Annotated in this window: 18 protein-coding genes, 2 tRNA genes, 1 pseudogene and 1 other annotated feature; of the genes and pseudogenes, 20 read left to right on the top strand and 1 reads right to left on the bottom strand. The window is 40.4% G+C overall.

Annotation, left to right across the window (positions count from 1 at the left end; genetic code table 11):
- Positions 1-27: 27 nt before the first annotated feature.
- Positions 28-162, bottom strand: a complete 135-nt coding sequence (gene rpmH / locus WKU33_RS15240; RefSeq protein ID WP_156855331.1) for a 50S ribosomal protein L34 — start codon at positions 160-162, stop codon at positions 28-30.
- A gap of 644 nt (positions 163-806) precedes the next feature.
- On the opposite strand from rpmH, the gene dnaA reads away from it, so the two are divergent.
- From dnaA to WKU33_RS15335, 20 genes and pseudogenes are all read left to right on the top strand, one after another.
- The gene (dnaA, locus tag WKU33_RS15245) at positions 807-2,153 is read left to right on the top strand and encodes a chromosomal replication initiator protein DnaA (protein WP_340455391.1); all 1,347 of its coding nucleotides are present in this window, start codon (positions 807-809) and stop codon (positions 2,151-2,153) included.
- Between the two features lie 185 nt (positions 2,154-2,338).
- Complete coding sequence (gene dnaN, locus WKU33_RS15250) at positions 2,339-3,475, top strand: DNA polymerase III subunit beta (RefSeq protein ID WP_156855329.1); 1,137 nt, start codon at positions 2,339-2,341, stop codon at positions 3,473-3,475.
- Positions 3,476-3,909: 434 nt separating this feature from the next.
- Positions 3,910-4,128, top strand: a complete 219-nt coding sequence (gene yaaA / locus WKU33_RS15255; RefSeq protein ID WP_156855361.1) for a S4 domain-containing protein YaaA — start codon at positions 3,910-3,912, stop codon at positions 4,126-4,128.
- Positions 4,129-4,133: 5 nt separating this feature from the next.
- On the top strand, positions 4,134-5,255 hold the full coding sequence (gene recF, locus WKU33_RS15260; protein WP_156855328.1) for a DNA replication/repair protein RecF: 1,122 nt from the start codon (positions 4,134-4,136) through the stop codon (positions 5,253-5,255).
- Between the two features lie 20 nt (positions 5,256-5,275).
- Positions 5,276-5,542, top strand: coding sequence for an extracellular matrix regulator RemB (gene remB / locus WKU33_RS15265; protein ID WP_156855327.1), 267 nt, complete (start codon positions 5,276-5,278; stop codon positions 5,540-5,542).
- A 405-nt stretch (positions 5,543-5,947) separates the two neighbouring features.
- Positions 5,948-7,867 carry a DNA topoisomerase (ATP-hydrolyzing) subunit B gene (gene gyrB / locus WKU33_RS15270; RefSeq protein WP_336252132.1) on the top strand — a complete coding sequence of 640 codons (1,920 nt, stop codon included), beginning with the start codon at positions 5,948-5,950 and terminating at the stop codon, positions 7,865-7,867.
- A gap of 361 nt (positions 7,868-8,228) precedes the next feature.
- Complete coding sequence (gene gyrA, locus WKU33_RS15275; protein WP_156855326.1) at positions 8,229-10,784, top strand: DNA gyrase subunit A; 2,556 nt, start codon at positions 8,229-8,231, stop codon at positions 10,782-10,784.
- Between the two features lie 86 nt (positions 10,785-10,870).
- On the top strand, positions 10,871-11,980 hold the full coding sequence (locus WKU33_RS15280; protein WP_340455396.1) for an HD-GYP domain-containing protein: 1,110 nt from the start codon (positions 10,871-10,873) through the stop codon (positions 11,978-11,980).
- 256 nt (positions 11,981-12,236) lie between these two features.
- Entirely contained in the window at positions 12,237-13,451 is a 1,215-nt protein-coding gene (locus WKU33_RS15285; protein WP_156855324.1) for a carboxylate--amine ligase, read from the top strand.
- A 190-nt stretch (positions 13,452-13,641) separates the two neighbouring features.
- Complete coding sequence (guaB, locus tag WKU33_RS15290; RefSeq protein WP_156855323.1) at positions 13,642-15,117, top strand: IMP dehydrogenase; 1,476 nt, start codon at positions 13,642-13,644, stop codon at positions 15,115-15,117.
- Between the two features lie 224 nt (positions 15,118-15,341).
- Complete coding sequence (locus tag WKU33_RS15295) at positions 15,342-16,679, top strand: serine hydrolase (RefSeq protein ID WP_370459714.1); 1,338 nt, start codon at positions 15,342-15,344, stop codon at positions 16,677-16,679.
- Between the two features lie 239 nt (positions 16,680-16,918).
- Positions 16,919-17,150: a binding site (T-box leader), on the top strand.
- 61 nt (positions 17,151-17,211) lie between these two features.
- A complete protein-coding gene (gene serS / locus WKU33_RS15300) occupies positions 17,212-18,480 on the top strand; it encodes a serine--tRNA ligase (RefSeq protein ID WP_340455399.1) in 1,269 nt (422 codons plus the stop codon).
- A gap of 162 nt (positions 18,481-18,642) precedes the next feature.
- Positions 18,643-18,735, top strand: a tRNA-Ser gene (locus WKU33_RS15305).
- A gap of 611 nt (positions 18,736-19,346) precedes the next feature.
- A complete protein-coding gene (gene proC, locus WKU33_RS15310) occupies positions 19,347-20,162 on the top strand; it encodes a pyrroline-5-carboxylate reductase (protein WP_340455401.1) in 816 nt (271 codons plus the stop codon).
- 106 nt (positions 20,163-20,268) lie between these two features.
- Positions 20,269-20,341 (top strand) — tRNA-Arg (locus WKU33_RS15315).
- A gap of 241 nt (positions 20,342-20,582) precedes the next feature.
- Positions 20,583-22,298: an acetate--CoA ligase gene (acsA, locus tag WKU33_RS15320; protein ID WP_340455403.1), complete on the top strand. Its 1,716-nt coding sequence runs from the start codon at positions 20,583-20,585 to the stop codon at positions 22,296-22,298.
- 215 nt (positions 22,299-22,513) lie between these two features.
- Positions 22,514-22,705, top strand: coding sequence for a hypothetical protein (locus WKU33_RS15325; RefSeq protein WP_340455405.1), 192 nt, complete (start codon positions 22,514-22,516; stop codon positions 22,703-22,705).
- A pseudogene (locus WKU33_RS19115) lies at positions 22,647-22,910 on the top strand (hypothetical protein); the annotation flags it as partial. The gene WKU33_RS15325 and the pseudogene WKU33_RS19115, both read left to right, overlap by 59 nt.
- Before the next feature lie 181 nt (positions 22,911-23,091).
- Complete coding sequence (locus WKU33_RS15330) at positions 23,092-23,619, top strand: hypothetical protein (protein WP_336252084.1); 528 nt, start codon at positions 23,092-23,094, stop codon at positions 23,617-23,619.
- A 73-nt stretch (positions 23,620-23,692) separates the two neighbouring features.
- The gene (locus WKU33_RS15335) at positions 23,693-24,208 is read left to right on the top strand and encodes a type 1 glutamine amidotransferase domain-containing protein (protein WP_340455406.1); all 516 of its coding nucleotides are present in this window, start codon (positions 23,693-23,695) and stop codon (positions 24,206-24,208) included.
- The last annotated feature ends 1 nt before the right edge of the window (position 24,209 follow it).

Consider the following 24,209-nt stretch of genomic DNA (forward strand, 5'->3'; position numbering starts at 1 on the left):
TAAAAAAACCACTGATTTGTCAGTGGCTTATGCGGATAATACTTTTCTTCCTTTGCGACGGCGACGTGCTAAAACTTTACGTCCATTTTTTGTAGCCATACGTGCACGGAAGCCATGTACTTTTTTACGCTTACGGTTACTTGGTTGGTATGTTCTTTTCATTTACTGCACCTCCCCAGGGATTCTAATATCTAAAGTTTAATTTTTAACTAATCCAGTAGACGGTCTTAATAATTATACGTAATACACATACCTCATGTCAACATTAAATTTTACCACGCTCTTCCTCACTTCATTTCCACTTGTTATACAACACAAAAACTGCATTATAACCTACCAACAACTTATACACACCCTTGATTTTCAACCAACCAGATTATTCGACTACTATCGACAATTTACTCACATGATAAACGTATGTTGATATTTTTTTATAAACATGCGGGGAGTTATGTGGATAACTATCGAAAAACCATTGCACCATTAGTTTTTATCTGGTATTATTATTATGTTTTATTCTGTGGAAAACTAATAGCGGTTAATTTTTATTCACAGGCTGTGGATATCTTTGTGGATAGTCATTCACAGTTTCTTTATTATTTTTTCCACAGAATTGTGGATATAGTTTATAAATCATGCTAAACTTTAAGGACTACATATTCATTCATCCACAGGCTTTTTATTAAAAAGATTAGCATTCACCTCCTTTTTTTCTGCCAGTTTGGCAATTAAGGGAGGCTATTTTAACCTGTCTACAAAATCTACCACTATATAACCTATCAACACAGAAAGGAGTGAATTCCCAATTGGAAAATATTGAAGAGCTGTGGCAAGCTGCATTAGAAAAAATTGAAGAAAAGGTCAGTAAACCAAGTTATGATACATGGTTAAAAAATACAGAAGCCGTAGAGCTAAACCAGACAACTTTGATTGTATCTGCACCGAATGAATTTGCGAGAGATTGGCTAGAAAACCAATATACGAATGTCATTAATGAAGTGTTGGAAGAAGTAACTGGATCAAGACTTGAAACAAAGTTCATTATTCCTGATCCTTCACCACCTGCAGTAGAAGCTAAACAAACAGGACAAGAATCAACTTCACCTTCGAACCACAATGACTTCCCTAACTCCATGCTGAATGAAAAGTATACATTTGATACATTTGTAATCGGAGCTGGGAACCGGTTCGCGCATGCTGCTTCCCTAGCTGTAGCTGAAGCTCCCGCGAAAGCTTATAACCCGCTGTTTATATACGGTGGAGTTGGGCTTGGGAAAACCCATTTAATGCATGCAATTGGCCACTATGTAAGAGAGCATAATCCTAATGCGAAGGTTGCCTATGTCACTTCTGAGAAATTCACGAACGAATTCATCAATGCAATCATGGATAATAAATCGAATGCCTTCCGCAATAAATATCGGAATATTGATGTCCTATTAATAGATGATATTCAATTTATTGCTGGAAAAGAATCAACTCAAGAAGAATTTTTTCATACGTTTAATGCATTACATGAAGAAAGTAAGCAAATTATCATCTCTAGTGACCGTCCACCGAAAGAAATTCCGACACTGGAAGACAGATTGCGTTCCCGCTTTGAATGGGGCCTCATAACAGATATAACCCCACCGGATCTCGAGACGAGAATCGCAATTTTAAATAAAAAGGCAAAAGCAGAAGGGCTTGAAATACCGAACGAAGTCATGCTTTATATTGCAAATCAAATCAATACGAACATTCGTGAATTAGAAGGTGCATTGATACGTGTCGTTGCCTATTCTTCTCTTGTCAATCAAGATATTGATGCAGCCCTTGCCGCGGAAGCATTGAAAGATATTATTCCTAGCAATAAGCCAAAAGAAATTACCGTCGAAGGAATTCAAGAAATCGTTTCAAGGAAATATAATATTCGTATGGAAGACTTTGCTGCGAAGAAACGGACAAAATCAATCGCTTTCCCAAGACAAATTGCCATGTATCTCTCAAGAGAAATGACTGATCTTTCTTTACCGAAAATTGGAGACGAGTTTGGGGGGCGTGATCATACAACTGTTATACATGCCCATGAAAAAATTTCAAAAATGATTGCAGATGATACTTCTTTCAGTCAAGAAATCGATGAAATAATAGAAACGATCAAATCAATTTAACGGGATACCTGTGTATACTGTTTATAAGCTTTCACAATTATAAACAGATTGTCAACATGTGTAAAACTATACGAAACAAGATATCAAGATACTTATCCACATATCAACAGGCCTTATTACTATTATTACTGTTTTTTATAATAAATAATATATATATAGAGAACTTCCGCTAGGAGGATAAATTCATGAAATTTACAATCAAACGAGATTTATTAATAACTGCTGTTCAAGATGTAATGAAAGCAATCTCTGCACGACCTGTCATTCCAATTCTTTCTGGAATGAAAATTGAAGCAAGCATTCACGGTATTACATTGACAGGAAGTGATTCCGATATTTCGATCGAATCTTTTATTCCTAGTGAAGAAAATGGAAATGTAAATGTTGAAAATATTGAACCTGGAATAATTGTGCTTCAAGCGAGATATTTCCCTGATATTGTAAGGAAATTACCACAAGATACCGTGGATTTCATTGTAGAGGAAAACTATCAAGTAAAAATCAGTTCAGGTAAATCAGAATTTACGCTTGTTGGTCAAAGCGCAGAAGAATATCCGCATCTTCCAAGACTTGAAGCAGAGACAAGTTTTGAAATGCCGATTCCTTTATTTAAAAATATGATCAAACAGACTGTATTTGCCGTATCAACGATGGAAACACGTCCAATATTAACTGGTGTAAATATTAAATTAGAGAATAATGAACTTACTTTCACGGCAACAGACAGTCACCGCTTAGCAATGCGAAAAACAGCTATTGAAGCGGCTGAAGTTGCGTTTCATAATGTGGTTGTACCTGGAAAAAGTTTAAATGAATTAAATAAAATCTTGGATGATACCGAAGAAACCGTTGAAATCAATGTAACGAATAACCAAATTCTTTTCAGGACGAAGCATTTAAGCTTCCTCTCCCGTTTACTTGATGGAAATTATCCGGAAACTTCTCGACTTATCCCAGAAGAAAGAAAAACAAGAATCGTCGTGAATACAAAAGAATTATTAAATACAATCGATAGAGCTTCTCTACTTGCAAGAGAAGAAAGAAATAATGTCGTTAAGCTTACAACACAAGGAAGTTCCATTGTAGAGATTACAAGTAACTCACCAGAAGTAGGAAATGTTCATGAGGAAATTGTTGTAGAAACGATTGAAGGAGAAGAATTGAAGATCTCTTTCAGCTCAAAATATATGATGGATGCACTAAAATCAATGGAATATGATGAAGTGATTATCGACTTTACCGGGGCTATGCGCCCATTTGTAATCATTCCAAAAGAAGATGACTCGATTTTACAATTAATTTTACCAGTCCGGACCTATTAATTTTATAAAGACTAAGTGAAAAAAACCTTTATCCACATGTGGATAAAGGTTTTTTTGCTAACAAAGGTGTAAGTGATGGGACAAGCTTTGCGCAGTACTGAACTTAACAATCCTTCAATTGAAAATTTGCCGAACGTTTATGCGGAGCTTAGGAGCATTTATAATCTTCGTGAAGAAAGTCAACATCAGCTGAAGAAAAAATAAGTTTGCACCTGGATAGACACCCGCACCTTTGTTCAATTTAAAACAAAAAATAAGCCATTTTGAGAAGTTTTTGCCCCTCCCCAGTGGATTACCTTTCAAAATGGTGAAAACTTTAGTAAAATAGGTTTATAGAGTTTTTAACGGTAAATACTAAAACTAACAAGTCTTTTACAGGAAATGCTATTCCATTTTTTTCCATAAGACGAAAAGAAAACATGGTGATGAATGATATGCAGGAAAAAGTAAACATAACAACGGAATATATAACGCTTGGTCAGTTGATTAAAGTTCTTAATATCCTTGAATCCGGCGGTATGGTCAAAGCCTATCTAAAAGATGTCGGAGCTAATGTAAACGGAGAATTGGAACATCGCCGCGGCCGGAAATTGTATCCAGGTGACACGGTCGAAATCGAAGGAAATGCTTATATCGTAAGTGCCGAGGACTAGATTGCATGCATATCGAACAGCTAGTCCTTAAAAACTTTAGAAATTATGATGAGCTCACCCTTACTTTTGATGATAAGGTCAATGTCATTATCGGGGAGAACGCCCAAGGCAAGACAAATCTCATGGAAGCAATCTATTGTCTAGCCTTTACAAAGTCTCACCGGACAACGAAAGAAAAAGAACTTATTCAATGGGACAAAGAATATGCTAAAATAGAAGGTAGAGTAAAAAAGAAAAGTCAGGTCCTTCCCCTGGAGATGGTTATCTCGACGAAGGGAAAGAAAGCGAAACTAAATCATCTGGAACAACGCAGATTAAGTGATTTCATTGGTGCATTGAATGTCGTCATGTTTGCCCCCGAGGATTTGACACTTGTAAAAGGTCCTCCCCAAGCCCGCAGACGTTTTATTGATATGGAACTCGGGCAAATCCAGGCGACATATATTTATCATTTAGCACAGTATCAAAAGATTTTAAAACAGCGTAATTCTCTTCTAAAACAATTACAACGTCAAGGCAGTACCCAAGTTACCATGCTTGAGATCCTTACCGACCAGTTGATCCAGCATGCTGCGATCATTTTAGCGAAACGGTTCAGCTTTTTAAAACTGTTAAGAAAATGGGCAGCACCGCTTCATCATCAAATCAGTCAAGAACTTGAAGAGCTGGAAATTAAATACGATGCAAGTATCGATGTATCTGAACAGGATAGCGAAGAAGAAATCGAAACGGCTTTTCAGAATAAATTCGAAGAGATACAAGAAAAGGAAATCGAACGTGGAACAAGTCTGATTGGTCCCCACCGCGATGATTTAATCTTTTACGTGAATGGAATGGATGTTCAGACCTATGGCTCCCAAGGGCAACAACGTACAACCGCCCTTTCTTTAAAACTCGCAGAAATCGAATTGATTCACCATGAAGTCGGCGAATATCCGATTTTACTGTTAGATGATGTATTAAGTGAGCTGGATGACTTTAGACAATCCCATTTATTAAATACCATTCAAGGAAAAGTACAGACCTTTGTTTCGACAACAAGCGTTGATGGTATTCATCATGAAACATTAAAAGAAGCAGAATTGTTCCGAGTAACAAATGGAACTGTAACTGTAGAAAAGCACTAAAGGAGGTCCTAACTTACCTTATGTTTATTGATATAGGAAATGGGAATGTCATACAATCCTCAACAATTATTGCAATAATTGATTACGAGCTCATCTCCTCATCTGTGCTCTTACAAGAAATGATAGATAAAGCCAATCAGGAAAAAACACTAAAGGGACCTACTATCCATGCGAAATCAATGATGGTCACAACAGAAGGAACCTACGTCAGCACTCTATCGGTAGCAACCCTAAAAAAACGCACAAGCATTAAAGCAACCATCAAACACATGGAAGACTATTACTAGCATCTTTCTAATTTTTTTCACGTATTAACGGTCTGTAATACCCCTCCTCTAAACATGAGGGAAAACCAATATGTGAAGACCGGGGATAAACAGTCCGTAAATCCCTGATTCTGTTCAACTAACATTCAGTGGGGGGGAAGGATACCCCAAACCCCACTGAATGAAGTTTCACTTTATTAATTTCTCTTTAGACTGATGTAGGATATAAGAGTTTTCCGGGAGCATTCCCGATACCTTGAGACTTCAATGGGAGGCCTGCTAAGAACGGTCATGCCCAGTGCGCCTGGGTTAACCAGCCGTCCACGGAAAGAAAGAGGGGCCAGGAATGCGGACCCTAGAAAGAAAGTCACCATACTGCAAAATAAATTTAAGTAAGCTTTTAAAATAGAAATGAGTGAGAGATTTATGGAAGAAAATGTATCTAATAATCAATCCTATGACGCCGAACAAATTCAGGTCTTAGAAGGCCTCGAAGCGGTTCGTAAACGTCCCGGAATGTACATCGGATCCACAAGTGCAAGAGGACTCCACCACCTTGTCTGGGAAATTGTCGACAACAGTATCGATGAAGCCCTTGCCGGATACTGTGACCACATCCAAGTGATCATTGAAAAAGACAACAGCATCACCGTAAAAGATAATGGTCGTGGAATTCCCGTTGACATCCAAAAGAAAACTGGCCGACCAGCAGTTGAAGTCATTATGACGGTTCTTCATGCCGGCGGTAAATTCGGTGGTGGCGGTTATAAAGTTTCCGGTGGACTCCACGGCGTTGGTGCATCCGTTGTAAATGCTCTTTCCAGCGGTCTTGAAGTATACGTACACCGTGATGGGAAAATCTACTCTATTGCTTTTGAACAAGGTAAAGTCGTGAAAGAACTCGGTGTCGTTGGTGAAACTGAGATTCAAGGAACAGAAATCCATTTCACACCAGACCCGGAGATTTTCACAGATACAACGGAATTTGAATTTGAAATATTAGAGCAGCGTCTCCGTGAACTCGCCTTTTTAAATAAAGGCCTTACAATCACAATAGAAGATAAACGAGAAGACAGAGAGCCTGTCAGCTATTACTACGAAGGCGGAATCAACTCTTACGTTGAATATATTAACCAGAATAAAGATGTACTTCATGAACCGTTTTATGCTAACGGCTCTACCCAAGGTATTGAAGTTGAAATATCGATCCAGTACAATGACGGATTTGCCTCGAATCTATATTCTTTCGCTAACAATATTCATACGTATGAAGGTGGAACACATGAAGTTGGTTTCCGTACTGCTTTAACCCGTGTAATTAATGAATATGCTCGTAGAAACGGATTATTAAAAGAAAATGAAACAAACTTGACCGGGGACGATGTTCGTGAAGGAATGACCGCAATTGTCTCGATCAAGCACCCGGACCCGCAATTTGAAGGTCAAACGAAAACCAAACTAGGAAATAGTGAAGTACGTACAGTTACCGATCAAGTTTTCAGTGAAACGTTCCAAACGTTCCTCCTTGAGAATCCAACGGTTGGCCGTATTATAGTCGATAAAGGCCTGATGGCTTCAAGGGCAAGACTTGCTGCGAAAAAGGCAAGGGAGCTTACGAGAAGAAAGAGTGCGCTTGAAGTTTCGAATTTACCAGGTAAACTTGCCGACTGTTCCTCGAAAGATGCATCTATTAGTGAGCTGTATATCGTGGAGGGGAACTCTGCCGGTGGGTCTGCTAAGGCTGGTAGGGACAGACATTTCCAAGCAATCCTGCCGCTAAGAGGTAAGATTCTAAACGTGGAAAAAGCAAGACTCGACCGAATCTTATCTAATGCAGAAATCCGTTCAATGATTACTGCGATTGGTACAGGCATTGGTGAAGAATTCGATATTGAAAAAGCACGTTATCATAAAATCGTAATTATGACGGACGCTGATGTGGATGGTGCTCATATCCGCACCTTGCTGCTTACCTTCTTCTTCCGGTATATGCGTCCATTAATTGATCACGGATATATCTATATTGCACAGCCACCCCTTTTCCAAATTAAACAAGGGAAAAATGTGCAATACGTTTATAGTGACGAGGAATTGCAAGAGTCATTGACTGAACTGCCGGAAGCACCAAAGCCAATTATCCAGCGTTATAAAGGACTGGGTGAAATGGATGCAGATCAACTTTGGGAAACAACAATGAATCCAGAGAACCGCACCTTGCTTCAAGTGCAGCTGACAGATGCGATTGAAGCGGATCAGGTCTTTGATATGCTCATGGGCGATAATGTAGAACCGCGCCGAAACTATATTGAACAAAATGCAAAATACGTTCAAAACTTGGATATATAGAATTTGGAAATGAAGAGGACTGGGGCAATTTGCTCCCCTCTTTCGTTTCTTCTGTAGATAGAAAACTATAAGAACAAAGTGCTGTGGATAACTATGAACACTGGCATTAGCCACGTCCGGCTCCAGCGCCCAGCAACTAGCAAACTTCACACTCCTCCAATCGATAAGTCAACATCAACTCACTATCGTTCGTTGTGTTTCCTTTATCTCATTCCGGAGTGCTCCAGTTTGTACGTTGCTACGACGCACAGGATGTGCTAGTGCAGGTGTTGCGACAGGACGTCGCGTTTTTAACCTGCAAGGGCGCTTGCGCCTTTGTTCTACGGGGAAAATGAGTTTTCCCGACTAGGAGGTAACAGAAATGGCTGAAGAACACAGGAATGTACAGGAAATAAATATTAGTCAGGAAATGCGGACATCTTTCCTTGATTATTCAATGAGTGTTATTGTATCAAGGGCTTTACCCGATGTACGCGACGGCATGAAGCCGGTTCACCGCAGGATCATCTATGCGATGAATGATTTAGGCATGACTCCGGATAAAGCATATAAAAAATCCGCCCGTATCGTCGGTGAAGTAATCGGTAAGTATCACCCGCATGGCGACTCTGCCGTTTATGACACGATGGTTCGGATGGCACAGGATTTCAGCTATCGTCATATGCTTGTCGATGGTCATGGGAACTTTGGTTCGGTTGATGGTGACCAAGCTGCGGCAATGCGTTATACTGAGGCAAGACTATCAAGAATATCAATGGAATTAGTCCGTGATTTGAATAAAGATACGGTTGATTTCAGAGATAACTACGATGGTTCAGAGCGGGAACCAGCTGTTTTCCCTGCCCGTTTTCCTAATTTGCTAGTGAATGGAACGTCAGGGATTGCGGTCGGAATGGCAACGAATATCCCTCCTCATAACTTAGGTGAGACAATTGACGCAGTCCTCGCTTTATCGAAGGATGAAGAGATTACAATCGAGGAATTGATGGAATATCTACCGGGACCAGATTTCCCGACAGCGGGAATCATCATTGGCAGAAGTGGTATTCGTAAAGCCTATGAAACAGGCAGAGGCTCGATTACAATGCGAGCAAAAGTTGATATTGAAGAACATGCAAATGGCAAGTCAACAATCATCGTGACCGAATTGCCATATCAAGTGAATAAAGCGAGACTCGTAGAAAAGATTGCCGAGCTTGTCCGTGATAAACGAATTGACGGCATTACCGATTTACGTGACGAATCAAGCCGTGAAGGTATGCGTATTGTCATGGAAATCCGCCGGGATGCCAATGCGAATGTTATTTTAAACAATTTATATAAATTTACTGCCTTGCAAACGACATTTGGTGTGAACACATTAGCACTTGTCGACGGGCAGCCGCAAATATTAAATATTAAACAGTGTCTCGAGCATTATCTCACCCACCAGGTTGAGGTCATTGAAAGGCGTACTGCTTTTGAATTGAAGAAAGCAGAAGCCCGTGCTCATATTTTAGAAGGGTTGCGGATTGCGCTTGATAATCTTGATGCTGTCATTAACTTGATCCGTAATTCGAAAACAACTGAAATTGCCCGTGAAGGGTTAATGACACAATTCAATTTATCAGAGAAACAAGCCCAGGCCATTCTTGATATGCGACTCCAACGCTTAACTGGCTTGGAGCGGGAAAAAATTGAAAATGAATATAGTGAATTGCTCGCACTAATTGCTGAGTTGAAAGCAATCCTTGCTGATGAAGAGAAAGTACTTGAAATCATCCGTGAAGAATTAACGGAAATTAAAGAGCGTTACAGTAATGAACGTCGTACAGAAATTGTTGCTGGTGGGATTGGCTTTTTCGAGGATGAGGACTTGATTCCGGAAGAAAATATCGTCATCACCCTCACCCATCACGGCTACATTAAACGTTTGCCAGCCTCGACGTATCGTACACAACGCCGGGGCGGCCGAGGTATTCAAGGAATGGGAACGAATGAAGACGACTTTGTTGAACAACTCGTCTCTTGTTCGACCCACGATACGATCCTCTTTTTCACGAATCGTGGAAAGGTTTATCGCTTGAAAGGATATGAAATTCCTGAATTCAGCCGAACTGCAAAAGGAATTCCAATCATCAACTTACTGCAAGTGGAAAATGACGAATGGATCAATGCAGTCATTGCGGTGGAAGAGTATGATAAAGAAGCGTATCTTATTTTTACGACGAAATTTGGAATTGCGAAACGTACATCACTTTCCATGTTTGCGAACATCCGTCGTGGCGGTTTGATTGCTGTTCATCTACGTGATGAAGATGAACTGATTTCCGTTCGTTTATCTAATGGGAAGAAAGATATTATGATTGCAACCAAAAATGGTTATCTGATCCGCTTTGAAGAAGAGCAGATTCGCCCGATGGGAAGAACAGCAGCCGGAGTGAAAGGTATTTCCTTACGGGATGATGATGAAGTCGTCTCGATGGAAATCATTGAGCCTGGTGCAAACATTCTTCATGTGACTGAGAATGGTTACGGAAAACAGACGCCTGAAGAAGAGTACCGTAGAATTAACCGTGGCGGTAAAGGTGTCCTGACATGCAGAATTACGGATAAAACTGGTAAAGTCGTGAAGGTAAAAACAGTGACAGGTGAAGAAGACCTGATGCTTATAACGATTGCCGGTGTTTTAATCCGGATCCCGGTTGAAGAAATTTCCGAAACGGGAAGAAATGCAATGGGAGTTCGTCTCATTCGCTTGCAAGATAAGGAGCAGGTTGCAACCGTTGCTAAGATTGATGATGAAGAGGATTTGGAAATTAAAGAAGATGACTCCTCGTCAGAAGGTGAAACGGAAACGGTAATCGACCATGACAGCGACATCGCGGAAACATCGGCAATGGATGAAGATCTAAATGATGAAGATATAGAAGAATAACGGTGTTGAAAGTGACTCGGGATAAACGGATACAAATATACGTTTTAGGCGGGTCACTTTTCCCATTTAAAATTGGAGGCAGGAGTATGCGTGTACATCCAACCCAATTAGTTGCAGGTACCGTGCTTTTACGGGATGTGAAGGGTAAATCTGGTCACCCGATTATGAAAGAGGGAACGATTTTAACGAATGAACATATTACCGTCTTACATAAATTTCTAATTGAATCCGTAGAAGTCTCGAATAAGTTAGAAAACGGTGAAGCATTTATCGCGAAAGAACATGTAAAGTCTAAGGAACAGTCAAAACCCGTGGAAAGGAATATTTACCTTGAAGCAGAAGAGTCTCGCTCCTTCCCTGCCCATTACTTGGAGGTAGTGCGGGATTATAAACAATTCTTCGCAGATTGGAATAACGGTGTTCCCATCGATATGGTAAAGGTAAGACAATCTATTCTGCCGCTGCTTGAACGAATTGGGGAATTAGATATGGAAATATTCACCCTGCATCAATATGGGGCAGCGGAAGATTATCTTTATCACCATAGTGTTGCTGTCAGTCTTCTCGCCGCATTCTTAGGAAAAGAGTTAGGCTATCGTAAAGGAGAATGGATTCAGCTTGGAGTTGCCGGCTATCTTGCGGATGCCGGAATGACCCGAATTGATTTTGATATCTTAACAAAAGGCGGACCACTGACCGAGCAGCAAGTACAAGATATGAGAAATCACTCGACGTACTCTTACCGGATGGTGGAAAATTTGACTGGCTTATCGAAAACAGGGAAAATCGCTATTCTTCAGCATCATGAACGGATGGATGGGAGCGGTTATCCACTAGGGATACGGAATGAACAGATCAATACTTTTGCCCGGATACTAGCTGTTTGTGATACATATCATGCGATGACAAGTGCCCGCATGTATAAAGCGAAACAATCCATTTTTAAAGCACTGGATGAGCTATTTCAGGAGCGTTATACAAAGTTAGATCTGAAGATTGTCCACCCTTTTATTGAAAGTTTGGCGAAGCGGGCCGTCGGAAAAACCGTCCACCTGACGAATCATAAGACAGGGGAAATTGTGTACTTTGATGACGATCACCCTGCATCTCCTTTAGTGAAATTACATGAAACCGGTGAAATCATTAGCTTACAGATGAATCCTGAATTACAAATTGAGGAGATTATTTTAGATTAGGTGGGTTTGGCGGGGATTAATCCCCGGAGGTAGTATTGTATCTTTGTGGAGCAGCTTGGTGGTAATGGAGAAGGTTTAATCACCTGAAAATCGTAGCATCCAGCCAGCATTCCCGGTAGATAACAGAGTCCCTAATCCTCTAAAAACACTGATTTATAATCATTTCGGTAGGTTAGAGCCCTTATTTATTGTATAAGAAACTATAAAATACTAATATCCAATACAGATAATCTTTACGAATGAAACAGGAGGCACTATGAATAATCAATCTTTTACTCCAGTCATCATTGGAACGGATATTAACGCCTATAATATGGCGATATCCTTCCATGAAGCCTATGATATTCATCCCATTCTTGTTGGCAAACAGGAAATGGGATTTACAAGCTTTAGTACAATCCCAGAGCGGATTGACATACACCCCGATATAACGGATAAAGGGAGATTCGTCCCGATTCTAAAAGAACTCGCGGAAAACTTACAAAATCGCAATCATCCGTTAGTGCTCGTTGGTACGAATGATGCGTACGTCCGCTTGATTATTGAAAATGAAGAAGAACTGAAGAAATATTATCGTTTCAACTATATATCCGAAGACCTGATGAATCGGCTGCAGAAGAAAGCAAACTTCTATAAACTTTGCGAGGAGTATGGAATTGATACACCGACGACATACTTCTATGACTGTAAAGACGATAGCCCGTTCACAGAAGAAATGACATACCCTGTCATTATTAAACCGAGTAATGGAATTGAATATTATAAACATCCGTTCACAGGTCAAGAGAAGGTCTATCGGGTAAATACGCCAGAAGAAACAGATAAGGTCATCCAAATGATTAAGAATAGCGGTTACCGGGATGAACTGATTATTCAGGATTATATTCCGGGAGACGATACGTACATGTGGGATTCAGTTCTTTATTTAAACTCGAAAAGTAAGACTGAACTTGTTACATTTGGACAAGTTGTTTTGCAAGAGCATACGGCAACAGCAATCGGTAATTACACGTCTGTTCTTACCCGTTACAACGAGGAAATGATGAAGAAATTACAGCAATTTCTAGAGACGGTTGGCTATGTCGGTTTTGCCAATTTCGATATAAAGTATGATGAGCGCGACGGGAAATTTAAAATCTTTGAAGTCAATATCCGTCAAGGTCGATCCAGTTATTATGTAACAGCACTCGGACATAATATGGCAACATATATTGTCGATGATGTTCTTCATGATAAGGAAAAACCGACGACTTATTTAAATGAGGAATATCTATTTTCCGTTGTACCACGGATTGTGCTAAATAACTTTGTCGAAAATGAAGCAGTGAAGCAAGATGTTAAGCGGCTTGTTAAGGAGAAAAAATGGGGTAACCCCCTCTTTTACAAAAAGGATAAGAGCTTCAAGCGTAAATTCTATATGCTGCTCAGACAAATTAACTATTACCGGAAATATAAAAATAATAAATGGTAAAATCCCCAGAATACCCTGGGGATTTTTTCTAACGATAGTACTAAATTCCAGCTGGGAGAATTTCGAATCTACTTACTATTCCTATTAAATTCGAACTGGTTGAAAAACGTCAAGAATTGGCGTAAAGTAAATAAAAATAGCTAAGCTAAACGAGAAAGATTGAAGAATATATTAGGAGGCCAGGACGAATATGCGTGAAGATAAATTTGGGAAAGAAGGCTTAACGTTTGATGATGTGCTGCTTATTCCTGCCCATTCACAAGTACTGCCAAATGAAGTGGAACTAGGAACACAATTATCCGAGACATTGAAGTTGAAGTCCCCTTTCATTAGTGCTGGAATGGATACTGTTACAGAAGCAGAAATGGCAATTGCAATGGCACGTCAAGGCGGTTTCGGAGTCATCCATAAAAATATGTCCATTGAAGAACAAGCGGAAATGGTTGACCGGGTAAAACGTTCCGAGAGTGGAGTAATTACGAATCCATTTTTTTTAACACCAGAGCATCAAGTCTATGACGCTGAACATCTCATGGGTAAATTCCGTATTTCCGGTGTACCGATTGTGAATGATATCGAGGAGCAAAAGCTTGTCGGTATTTTAACGAACCGTGACTTGCGCTTTATCCAGGATTATTCTATCCAGATTTCTAAAGTGATGACTAGTGAAAATCTTGTCACTGCTCCAGTAGGTACAACATTGAACGAAGCAGAAAAGTTACTGCAGCAGCATAAGATTGAGAAGCTTCCACTCGTAGATGAAAATGGTATACTGAAAGGTCTTATCACGATTAAAGATATTGAGAAAGTTATCGAATTTCCGAACTCTGCGAAGGATTCTCAAGGAAGATTGCTTGTAGCAGCTGCAGTTGGAGTGACGGGAGATGCGATGAACCGAATTGAGAAGCTCGTGGAGGCAGGAGCTGACGCCATTGTAATTGATACAGCTCATGGTCACTCAGAAGGTGTACTGGAACAATTGAAAAAGGTGCGAGCAGCTTATCCGGATCTTGACATTATTGCAGGGAATGTTGCAACAGCAGAAGGAACCGTAGCTTTAATTAAAGCTGGTGCATCAATTGTTAAAGTTGGAATTGGACCTGGTTCGATCTGTACAACACGAGTTGTAGCAGGTGTTGGAGTACCACAAATTTCAGCTGTTTATGAATGTGCAAAAGCAGCTCAAGAATACAATGTACCTGTTATTGCCGATGGTGGAATCAAATATTCCGGCGATATTGTAAAAGCAATTGCGGCAGGCGCACATGCGGTAATGCTCGGCAGTATGTTCGCAGGTACAACGGAAAGCCCTGGTGAAACAGAAATTTACCAAGGCAGAAAATATAAAGTTTATCGTGGCATGGGGTCTCTTGGCGCTATGAAAGCAGGTTCCAAAGATCGCTACTTCCAGGGTGATACGGAAGATGCGAAGAAACTTGTACCAGAAGGAATTGAAGGACGTGTCCCTTATAAAGGCGCACTTGCGGATATTTCCCATCAATTAATCGGTGGTTTACGTTCTGGAATGGGTTACTGTGGAACAGCAACGATTGAAGACTTACGCAAGAATGCGCAATTCGTCAAGATCACGAATGCCGGCCTCCGTGAAAGCCATCCACACGATGTGCAAATCACAAAAGAAGCTCCGAACTATTCGGTACAATAACTTTTGATAAAGCAAGCACTTATTTTTCTTGAAGGTCACACGCAAACCTAATAGAAAAATAGGTGCTTTTTTCTATCCTAAATTAGGCAGAATGGATGAAGTAGGTCGGATATAAAAAATGTTAAAATCAGGACAGAGGTCCGTCTATTTTTTTTGATGAAAATATGATAGAATATCTAGGTGCTACAATATAAATTTTTTAATCATGTTGGAGGTAAAATAAGTTGATTCAAGTAACTAAAAAAACTGTGTCAGGAATACTCACCTTTGTACTACTGATCACATCGTTCATGATACAGCCGCTCACAACCCATGCAGAAAGTACCCTCGATTTAAACGCAGAGTCTGCCATCTTAGTTGATGCGGGTACTGGAAAAGTTCTTTATGCGAAAAACGCAGATATTGCCCTTCCTCCAGCAAGTATGACGAAAATGATGACGGAATATCTTGTGCTTGAAGCGATCAATGAAGGAAAGATCGACTGGGATACAACAACTCAAATCAGCGATTATGCATATAAGATTTCAGCTAATGAGCTCTTTTCAGGAGTTGGTTTAACACAAGATAAAGATTATGCCGTACGCGACTTATATAACGCGATGGCCGTCTTCTCTGATAATGCGACAACGATTGCACTTGCTGAATTAATCGCAGGTTCAGAAACAGAATTTGTTAAGATGATGAATGATAAGGCTGAGGAATTAGGCCTTTCCGAATATAAATTTGTAAACAGCTCAGGTCTGGATAATGATTCCTTGGGAGATGACATGCCTAAGGGAACGGACCCGAATGCAAGTAACCTTCTATCTGCGCGCTCTGCAGCTCAGCTTGCCTATCATTTAGTCAATGATTTTCCGGAAGCTTTAGAGATTTCAAGTCAGACAGAAGTGGAATTTGAAGATTACAAGATTGAAAACTTAAACTGGATGCTTCCTCATGAAGCAACATTTTTACAATCCTTCCATTATGAAGGAGTGGACGGATTGAAGACAGGTAATACGGATCTCGCTGGTTATACGTTCACTGGTACAGCTGAAAGAGATGGAACCCGCCTAATTACAGTTGTAATGAAGACTGGTTCAAAAGAAGAGCGCTTTAGAGAAACAGCAAAATTACTCGACTATGGTTTCAATAATTTCGCATCTGAAGAATTATTCCCGGCTGGTCACCAGCTGGAAGATAAAGGAACTCTTCCTGTAGCTAAAGGAAAAGAAAAAGAAGTAAGTGTCTCAATTAGTGAAGGAATTGCTATTCCAATCCAGTCTGAAGAAGCAGAGTTATATAGTTTGGAATACAATATCGATGAAGAGAAATTAAATGATGACGGTAAAATTGTAGCGCCAATTGAGAAGGGTGAAAAACTCGGTACCGCAACACTTGTTTATCAAGGAGAAGCAACCGACCATGGTTATATATTTGATCAGGAATCCGTCGTTGTTGACGTGGTTAGTGATGAAGCAGTTGAAAAAGCAAACTGGTTCATGCTTACTCTAGGAGCAATTGGTGACTTCTTCGGTAATGTCTTTACAACAGCAGTAGATTGGATTAAAGGATTGTTTTAATCGAAGTAATAATGATTTTTACGTCCAAATTAGAGTATTTGCTGGGAGCAACCCCAATACTACTGAGACTCTTGTGAGAGGACCTAGGTGAGACTCCGCAACGGGCTTGCCCGTGAGGAGGCTCACCAGCCGCCCACGGAAAGCGATGATGTATTGGAGCTGCGGATTTAGGATAGGATATGTTATACATCCTTGCTTTTTTAAAGTAAATCAGCTATGATGGTAGCAAATCAGATGAATTAAAGGTACTGACAGGAAATAGTAGCGGTTATTTCTTCTGTAGAGAGTCGATGGTTGGTGTGAATCGACGTTGAAATGCTGTGAATCCATCCTTGAACTGGTTTATCGAACAGGACTCGTTCCAGAGTAAATAAACCCGGGATCTCTGCACCGTTAATGCAGATTAAGCCGGAAGAGATAGATCTCTTCAACAAGGGTGGCAACGCGGGAATATAAACTCTCGTCCCTATTATTGGGATGAGAGTTTTTTTTATTTTAAATATTTAATAATAAATAAAAGGAGGAAAAGCAAATGTTGGACATGAAATTTTTACGGAACAATTATGAAGAAGTGAAAGCGAGACTTCAGCACCGAGGTGAAGATCTATCAGAGCTGGATACGTTTGGTGAACTCGATGAAAAACGCCGAAAATTGATTGCTGAAACAGAACAGTTGAAAGCAAAGAGAAATGCTGCGACACAAGAGATAGCTAAGCTAAAGAAAGAGAAAAAAGATGCGGATGCTGCGATTCAGGAAATGCGTCAAGTCGGTGAAGAGATTTCCAAACTTGATAAAGACTTGAAGGAAATAGAAGAAAAGTTGGAACAAGTCATGTATTCCATTCCAAACATCCCTCATGAAAGTGTACCGATTGGCGATGATGAAGAGGATAATGTGGTCCAGCGTACGTGGGGTGAGCAGCCGGAATTCGATTTCGAGGTCCAGCCACATTGGGACATTGCGGCGAACTTGAAGATTTTAGATTTTGAACGGGCCGCTAAAGTGACCGGTAGCCGCTTTGTTTTCTACACGGGACTTGGTGCAAGACTTGAGCGTGCATTATTGAACTTCATGATGGACTATCATGCGGATAACCATGGCTATAAAGAGATTCTTCCGCCATATATTGTTAATCGCATGAGTATGATTGGTACAGGACAGCTACCGAAATTTGCAGAGGATGCATTTAAACTTGAGGAATGGGACTATTATTTAATCCCGACTTCAGAGGTACCTGTTACGAACTATCACCGTGATGAGATCATGCTCGACTTACCAAAACAATATGTTGCTTATAGTGCGAATTTCCGGTCAGAAGCGGGCTCAGCCGGGCGTGATACAAGAGGTTTGATACGTCAGCATCAATTTAATAAAGTCGAGCTTGTTCACTTTGTTAAACCGGAAGATTCTTATGACACATTGGAGAAACTAACGGGTCACGCGGAAAAAATTCTGCAGGAATTAGAATTACCTTACCGTGTGATGAGCATGTGTACCGGCGATTTAGGTTTTACTGCTGCGAAGAAATACGATATTGAAGTATGGATTCCAAGTCAAGCTACGTACCGTGAGATTTCTTCTTGCTCTAACTTTGAAGATTTCCAAGCAAGGCGCGCCGGCATCCGTTTCCGCCGTGATACGAATGCGAAGCCGGAATACGTGCACACATTGAACGGATCCGGGCTGGCTGTTGGCCGTACGGTTACTGCTATTTTAGAAAATAACCAGCAGGAAGATGGCTCTGTTATCGTACCGAAAGCACTCATTCCTTATATGGGTGGAAAAGAAGTTATTAAATAAAGTTTGTTGGCACTGGCTGGCTCTAAAATGTCCAGCTAGTGCTTTTTATCATGTATTAACGGTCTGTAATACCCCTACTGAATGAGTTTCACTTTATCATAAATTTTACGAAATGGATTGACAAGCATAAAATATTTATGGTATATTATATCTTGTGATTACGGAGGTATACCCAAGTCTGGCTGAAGGGGTCGGTCTTGAAAACCGAAAGGCGGGTCAAACCGCGCGGGGGTTCGAATCCCTCTACCTCCTCCATTTTTTATAAATCTTCAATCCTTTGAAACGCTTGTTCTTACTGAATGAAGCGTTTTTTTGCTATTTCCCGCTCGAGTTCACGATATTATACTTAGGTTAAAAATTTTTAACGATATCTACTTCTGAAATCCCCTCTTGACAAAGCGCGCGATTCACATTACTATTAACAGAAATAACATACACTTTAGACGATGATCAGACTAGTAGTATGAAAACTGTCCGACAGAAAATGGGATTCACCGGCTGAGAAATCCCTACGCACAAGCTTGTATGAACCTACCTGGGAGTCGTTAGCGATAAACTAACCGCAGGAAACTGTGTTATCAATGAAGAGAGGGCAATTTATTGCCAAAAATAGGTGGTACCGCGGAGCTGATTCCGTCCTTGTTTCAGGGATGGGATCAGCTTTTTTAGTTGTGAATTCTTATCACGTATTAACGGTCTGTAATCCCCCTCCTCTAAACATGAGGAAAACCCAATATGTGAAGGCTGGGGATAAACAGTCCGTAAATCCCTGATTCTGTTCAACTAATATTCAGTGGGGAGGAAAGGCATTCCCCACTGAATGAAGTTTCACTTTATCAGGAAATAGAAAAGAAGAGGTGTTCAAATTGTGTAAACGTATTGTTTTTGTAGGCTGTGGTTCAATGGCTGAAGCGATAATGGCTGGTATGCTGCAGACGAAGACAGTAGATAAAAATGATATTTATGTAACGAATAAACAGGATGAGGGGCGATTGGGTAATATCGAGGCTACGTATGGAGTGCAAACTTCTTATGATAAAGAAAAACTTCTTGATCTCGCAGACGTTGTTATTTTAGCAATGAAGCCGAAAGATTTAGCGGATTCCCTCTATGAAATACGTCCATTTATAAGAGAAGAGCAGCTCATCATTTCAGTTCTTGCAGGCATTATGACAGAAACAATAGAGGAGATAATTGGCAAAAGAAATGCTGTCGTCCGAGCAATGCCAAATACATCTGCGCAGATTGGCTATTCGGCTACTGCGATTGCAGCTGGAAAATATGTCGATCAGGAGAAAATCAATATTGCGGAGAGGTTATTTCAGTCGATTGGAGTAACGAAGGTGGTTGCTGAAGACGATATGCATACGGTGACAGCCATTTCTGGGAGCGGTCCAGCATTTATCTATTACTTTGTCGAAGCGATGACGACAGCAGCGTTAGAAGCCGGTATGGACGAACAGACAGCTGATGCACTTATTACCCAGACCATTATAGGTGCTGGAAAGATGTTGGAACAGTCCGGGGAACCAGCGTCAGTTTTAAGAGAAAATATTACGAGTGTAGGTGGAACAACTGCAGCCGGGTTAGAAACGCTTAAAGCAAATGAATTCGAGAAAATTATTATCTCCTGTATCGAAAGCGCCCGAAATCGCTCCATTGATCTTGGGAGAACGTTTTAAGTATAGAAAAAAGACAGGGAAAAAATTACCCTGTCTTTACTTTCTGCTCTTGGTTTTTCTTCCTAACTTTTGTATAATAATAATGTTAACTATTTTTCTTCACCATGGCTCCGTAGCTCAGGGGATAGAGCGTCAGTTTCCTAAACTGTGCGTCGCAGGTTCGAATCCTGCCGGGGCCGCTTTAATTTTTCATTTATCCACATGTGGATAAATGATTTTTTTTATTGAATAGGAAACTATATCACAGGAGGAATTTTTCCTGTGGTTTTCTTCTTTCAGAGGACTGATTCCGAAACTATTCAGCTAAATTACTTTTAAAGTGTCACAAAATGTTCTAAAATGGATGTAAGTTCGTAAAAGATTTACATTATTTTATGTAATAAGAAATGTTAACGGTTACAATTAAAGGAGAGGTGAATGATGGATATGAAACCAATTCCCGCAAGAGAAGGGAACTACAACTTACAGGATTATGAAGCATACAGAGAGAACTTTTCTTGGGAAGATGTGAAGCAGCATCTTAGTATGCAGCAAACGGGAAAGGTAAATATGGCGTATGAAGCGTTGGATCGTCATGCAGAAGACCCGGAGAAAAGGGACAAGCTCGCATTAATTTATTCGAGCCCGGACCGGGAGGAAACATTCACATTTCTTGAATTAAGTAAGCACAGTAACAAGTTTGCGAATGTACTTCGAAAATATAACGTACGTAAGGGAGACCGTGTATTTCTTTTCATGCCACGCAGTCCAGAGTTTTATGCCGCCTTTTTTGGGATTTTAAAAACAGGTGCAGTTGCCGGACCACTCTTTGAAGCATTTATGGAGCAGGCCGTACGCGATCGGTTAGAAGATAGTGAAGCAAGCATGCTCATTACAACAGCCGAACTATTAGAGCGTGTCCCTTATACGGAACTCCCTCACTTGGAAAACATTATAATTGTTGGTGAGGATTCGAATAAAGAAGGAAAGTTCATCAGCTTTGAAGAAGAGATGGAAGCTGCACCTGAGGAATTTGAAATGGAATGGGTCAATTTGGAGGACGGGATGCTTCTGCATTATACGTCCGGTTCCACTGGTAGGCCTAAAGGGGTTTATCATGTGCATAACGCAATGATCCAGCATTATGCGACAGCTGAGTGGGTCCTCGATTTGAAGCCGGATGATATTTATTGGTGTACAGCAGACCCGGGCTGGGTAACCGGGACAAGCTATGGTATCTTTGCGCCATGGCTCTACGGGGTGACAAATGTCATCCGCGGAGGCAGATTTACACCGGAATCTTGGTATGAAACATTGGAAAAATACAAAGTAACGGTTTGGTATACTGCTCCTACAGCACTTCGTATGCTTGTGAGCCATGGGGAAGATAAAGTAAAACAGTATGATTTATCCGCTTTACGTCATATTTTAAGTGTTGGTGAGCCGCTCAACCCGGAAGTGATTACTTGGGGACTACGTGCCTTTGGTTTACGGATTCATGATACATGGTGGATGACGGAAACGGGCGCACAAATGATTGTGAATCTCCCGTGTAATGAGATTCGCCCAGGCTCTATGGGCAAACCAATTCCTGGCGTTGAAGCGTCAATCATTGATCATGAGGGAAATGAACTGCCGCCGAATCAGATGGGTAACCTTGCGATTAAAGCCGGGTGGCCAGCCATGATGCGCCAGATTTGGAATAACCCGGGTAAATACGAAAGTTATTTTATCAATGGCTGGTATATTTCCGGAGACAGTGCTTACCGGGATGAAGATGGTTATTTCTGGTTCCAAGGGCGTCTAGATGACGTGATTAATACGTCTGGAGAGCGGGTTGGACCATTTGAAGTCGAATCAAAACTCATTGAACATCCTGCCGTCGCGGAAGCTGGAGTTATTGGGAAACCTGACCCAGAACGTGGAGAAATTATTAAAGCATTTATTACACTAAATGACGGGTATGAGGAATCAGAGGATTTACTTCAAGATATCCGCAAATTTGTTAAAACTGGTTTGAGTGCGCATGCTGAACCAAGGGAAATTGAAATCAAAGATACGATTCCAAAAACAAGAAGCGGAAAAATTATGCGCCGTCTCTTGAAATCATGGGAACTTGGACTGCCGACTGGAGATACATCTACATTAGAAAGCTGAATAAAGTTAAAAAATCCTGCATAAATAAAGATGCAGGGTTTTTTATTAACTCAACTTTCGTACCTAAAAACATCTGATTCGTTCAGATCTGTGAAGCGCTCGTAGCGGATGAAATATATACCTTGACAAGGTCGTTCAAACAAGAAAAAACACCTCAACTTTTGGTATAGTTGATTTGGTTAGTATTACTACCAAAATAGAAGAAAACTCCTACTATGATAACGAATAACAATCAAAATAAGCAACTGCCAAATGAAGTAAAATCGACATTTAAAGAATGGAAGGTTTTAAATTCTTATGTGATCCCGGTTTATGGTGTATTTCCTGATTTCTCCTTTTGTTTTAATCGTGCTGGCATTTTTGCGAAGGAGAAGAAAACAAGAAACAGCGACAGAAGAGTTATTTAAAAAAGTTTATAACAACGAATCTAAGCTTACCCTTCCCTTTTATGATATATCAGTCGACCAACACAAAAGAAATACAATATCTATCTCAGAAGACTCAATCATTCTGATAGAAGGTATTTTTCTTCAAAGGAAAGAATGGAAAACTTATTTTGACTTCATTGTTTTTGTAAATTGTTCAAAGGAAAAAAGATTTGCTAGAATTGTAAAAAGGGATACATATCTGGGCGATAACCAAATAATATTGGAAAAATATAAAAAACGCTATTGGTTAGCGGAAGACTATTATCTGGAAACGGAAAATCCGGTGAAATCGGCGGATATCGTATACAATGGTCTATAACAGTTTCCAAAATATTAAACGGTTGATGAAAAAAAGGAAGATACACATGAATCGTAAAACTAATGATGAAGAAGCTGCAATCACCCATTACTATCCAGGGACAAATATTAAAATGCGGCCTGGTGACGTGCTCTATTCCCATAAGTATGCCCTTTCCTCATTTTTAGTCGGGCATACCGGAATTGTCGGTACGAATTACCGTATTTATCATGTGAATCGCTGGAAGGGATTTGGACACGCTGACAGTATGCCCATCTATCTTTCCCGTCACCGGAAGGGCGAATTAATCACCATTCTCCGCCACTCTAATGAACAGGAAGCGATTCACTCGGCAAAATGGGCTATGCAGCATTATGACAAGGTGCAACGCTATACGTATGTGCGTGATTTAACCCGGTTGGAAGCTAATTATTGCTCCAAATTCATCTGGCAAGCCTTTTACTTCGGCACGGAAGGACAAGTGGATTTACTGCAGAAAAGAAAAAGAAAGTCTTATAAAAAATTCGTGATGCCTGGTGCAATTTATCGCCGTCTCAAAAAAATTGCAAGCTTTGAAAATACACTGTACCAGTAATATGGGAATGTTTTAGAAATCATGAAATGGGAAAACCTTATTATGTACAATCATAATAAAGGAGTTGCTAATGATGGGTAAAAAAATTGCTACAGTCATTACAGACCTATTTGAGGACTCGGAATATACAGAGCCGGCAAAGGAATTTGAAGATGCCGGACATGAAGTAGTTACAATCGGTGCAAAGAAAGGTGATACGGTCATTGGTAAGCAGAAGAACGCCAAGGTTGCGATTGAATATGGAATTGATGACACGGATCCGAATGATTTTGATGCCCTCTTTATTCCCGGTGGTTTCTCACCAGACCAATTACGGGCGGATGATCGATTTGTTAAGTTCACCAAGCATTTCATGGATGAGAAAAAACCGGTCTTTGCGATCTGCCATGGACCACAGTTACTAATTACGGCAAAAACGCTTGAAGGTCGTGATGCAACAGGCTATAAATCAATTCAAGTCGACATGGAATATGCAGGTGCAAAAGTAAGAGATGAGGAAGTTGTCGTTTGCCAGAACCAGCTCGTAACAAGCCGCCAGCCGGATGATATTCCAGCATTTACTCGAGAATCATTGAATGTATTGAAATAAG

This window comes from Oceanobacillus sp. HCA-5259, assembly GCF_037892815.1.
GTDB classification, from domain to species: Bacteria; Bacillota; Bacilli; order Bacillales; family Amphibacillaceae; genus Oceanobacillus; species Oceanobacillus indicireducens.

What these genes read in the sequence shown, in the direction of transcription:
- serS (WP_340455399.1), top strand. Translation starts at nt 17,212, where the DNA reads ATGTTGGACATGAAATTTTTACGGAACAATTATGAAGAAGTGAAAGCG.
- recF (WP_156855328.1), top strand. Translation starts at nt 4,134, where the DNA reads ATGCATATCGAACAGCTAGTCCTTAAAAACTTTAGAAATTATGATGAG.
- acsA (WP_340455403.1), top strand. Translation starts at nt 20,583, where the DNA reads ATGGATATGAAACCAATTCCCGCAAGAGAAGGGAACTACAACTTACAG.
- guaB (WP_156855323.1), top strand. Translation starts at nt 13,642, where the DNA reads ATGCGTGAAGATAAATTTGGGAAAGAAGGCTTAACGTTTGATGATGTG.
- yaaA (WP_156855361.1), top strand. Translation starts at nt 3,910, where the DNA reads ATGCAGGAAAAAGTAAACATAACAACGGAATATATAACGCTTGGTCAG.
- remB (WP_156855327.1), top strand. Translation starts at nt 5,276, where the DNA reads ATGTTTATTGATATAGGAAATGGGAATGTCATACAATCCTCAACAATT.
- gyrA (WP_156855326.1), top strand. Translation starts at nt 8,229, where the DNA reads ATGGCTGAAGAACACAGGAATGTACAGGAAATAAATATTAGTCAGGAA.
- gyrB (WP_336252132.1), top strand. Translation starts at nt 5,948, where the DNA reads ATGGAAGAAAATGTATCTAATAATCAATCCTATGACGCCGAACAAATT.
- dnaN (WP_156855329.1), top strand. Translation starts at nt 2,339, where the DNA reads ATGAAATTTACAATCAAACGAGATTTATTAATAACTGCTGTTCAAGAT.
- WKU33_RS15335 (WP_340455406.1), top strand. Translation starts at nt 23,693, where the DNA reads ATGGGTAAAAAAATTGCTACAGTCATTACAGACCTATTTGAGGACTCG.
- rpmH (WP_156855331.1), bottom strand. Translation starts at nt 162, where the DNA reads ATGAAAAGAACATACCAACCAAGTAACCGTAAGCGTAAAAAAGTACAT.
- WKU33_RS15330 (WP_336252084.1), top strand. Translation starts at nt 23,092, where the DNA reads ATGAATCGTAAAACTAATGATGAAGAAGCTGCAATCACCCATTACTAT.
- WKU33_RS15325 (WP_340455405.1), top strand. Translation starts at nt 22,514, where the DNA reads ATGATAACGAATAACAATCAAAATAAGCAACTGCCAAATGAAGTAAAA.
- WKU33_RS15280 (WP_340455396.1), top strand. Translation starts at nt 10,871, where the DNA reads ATGCGTGTACATCCAACCCAATTAGTTGCAGGTACCGTGCTTTTACGG.
- WKU33_RS15285 (WP_156855324.1), top strand. Translation starts at nt 12,237, where the DNA reads ATGAATAATCAATCTTTTACTCCAGTCATCATTGGAACGGATATTAAC.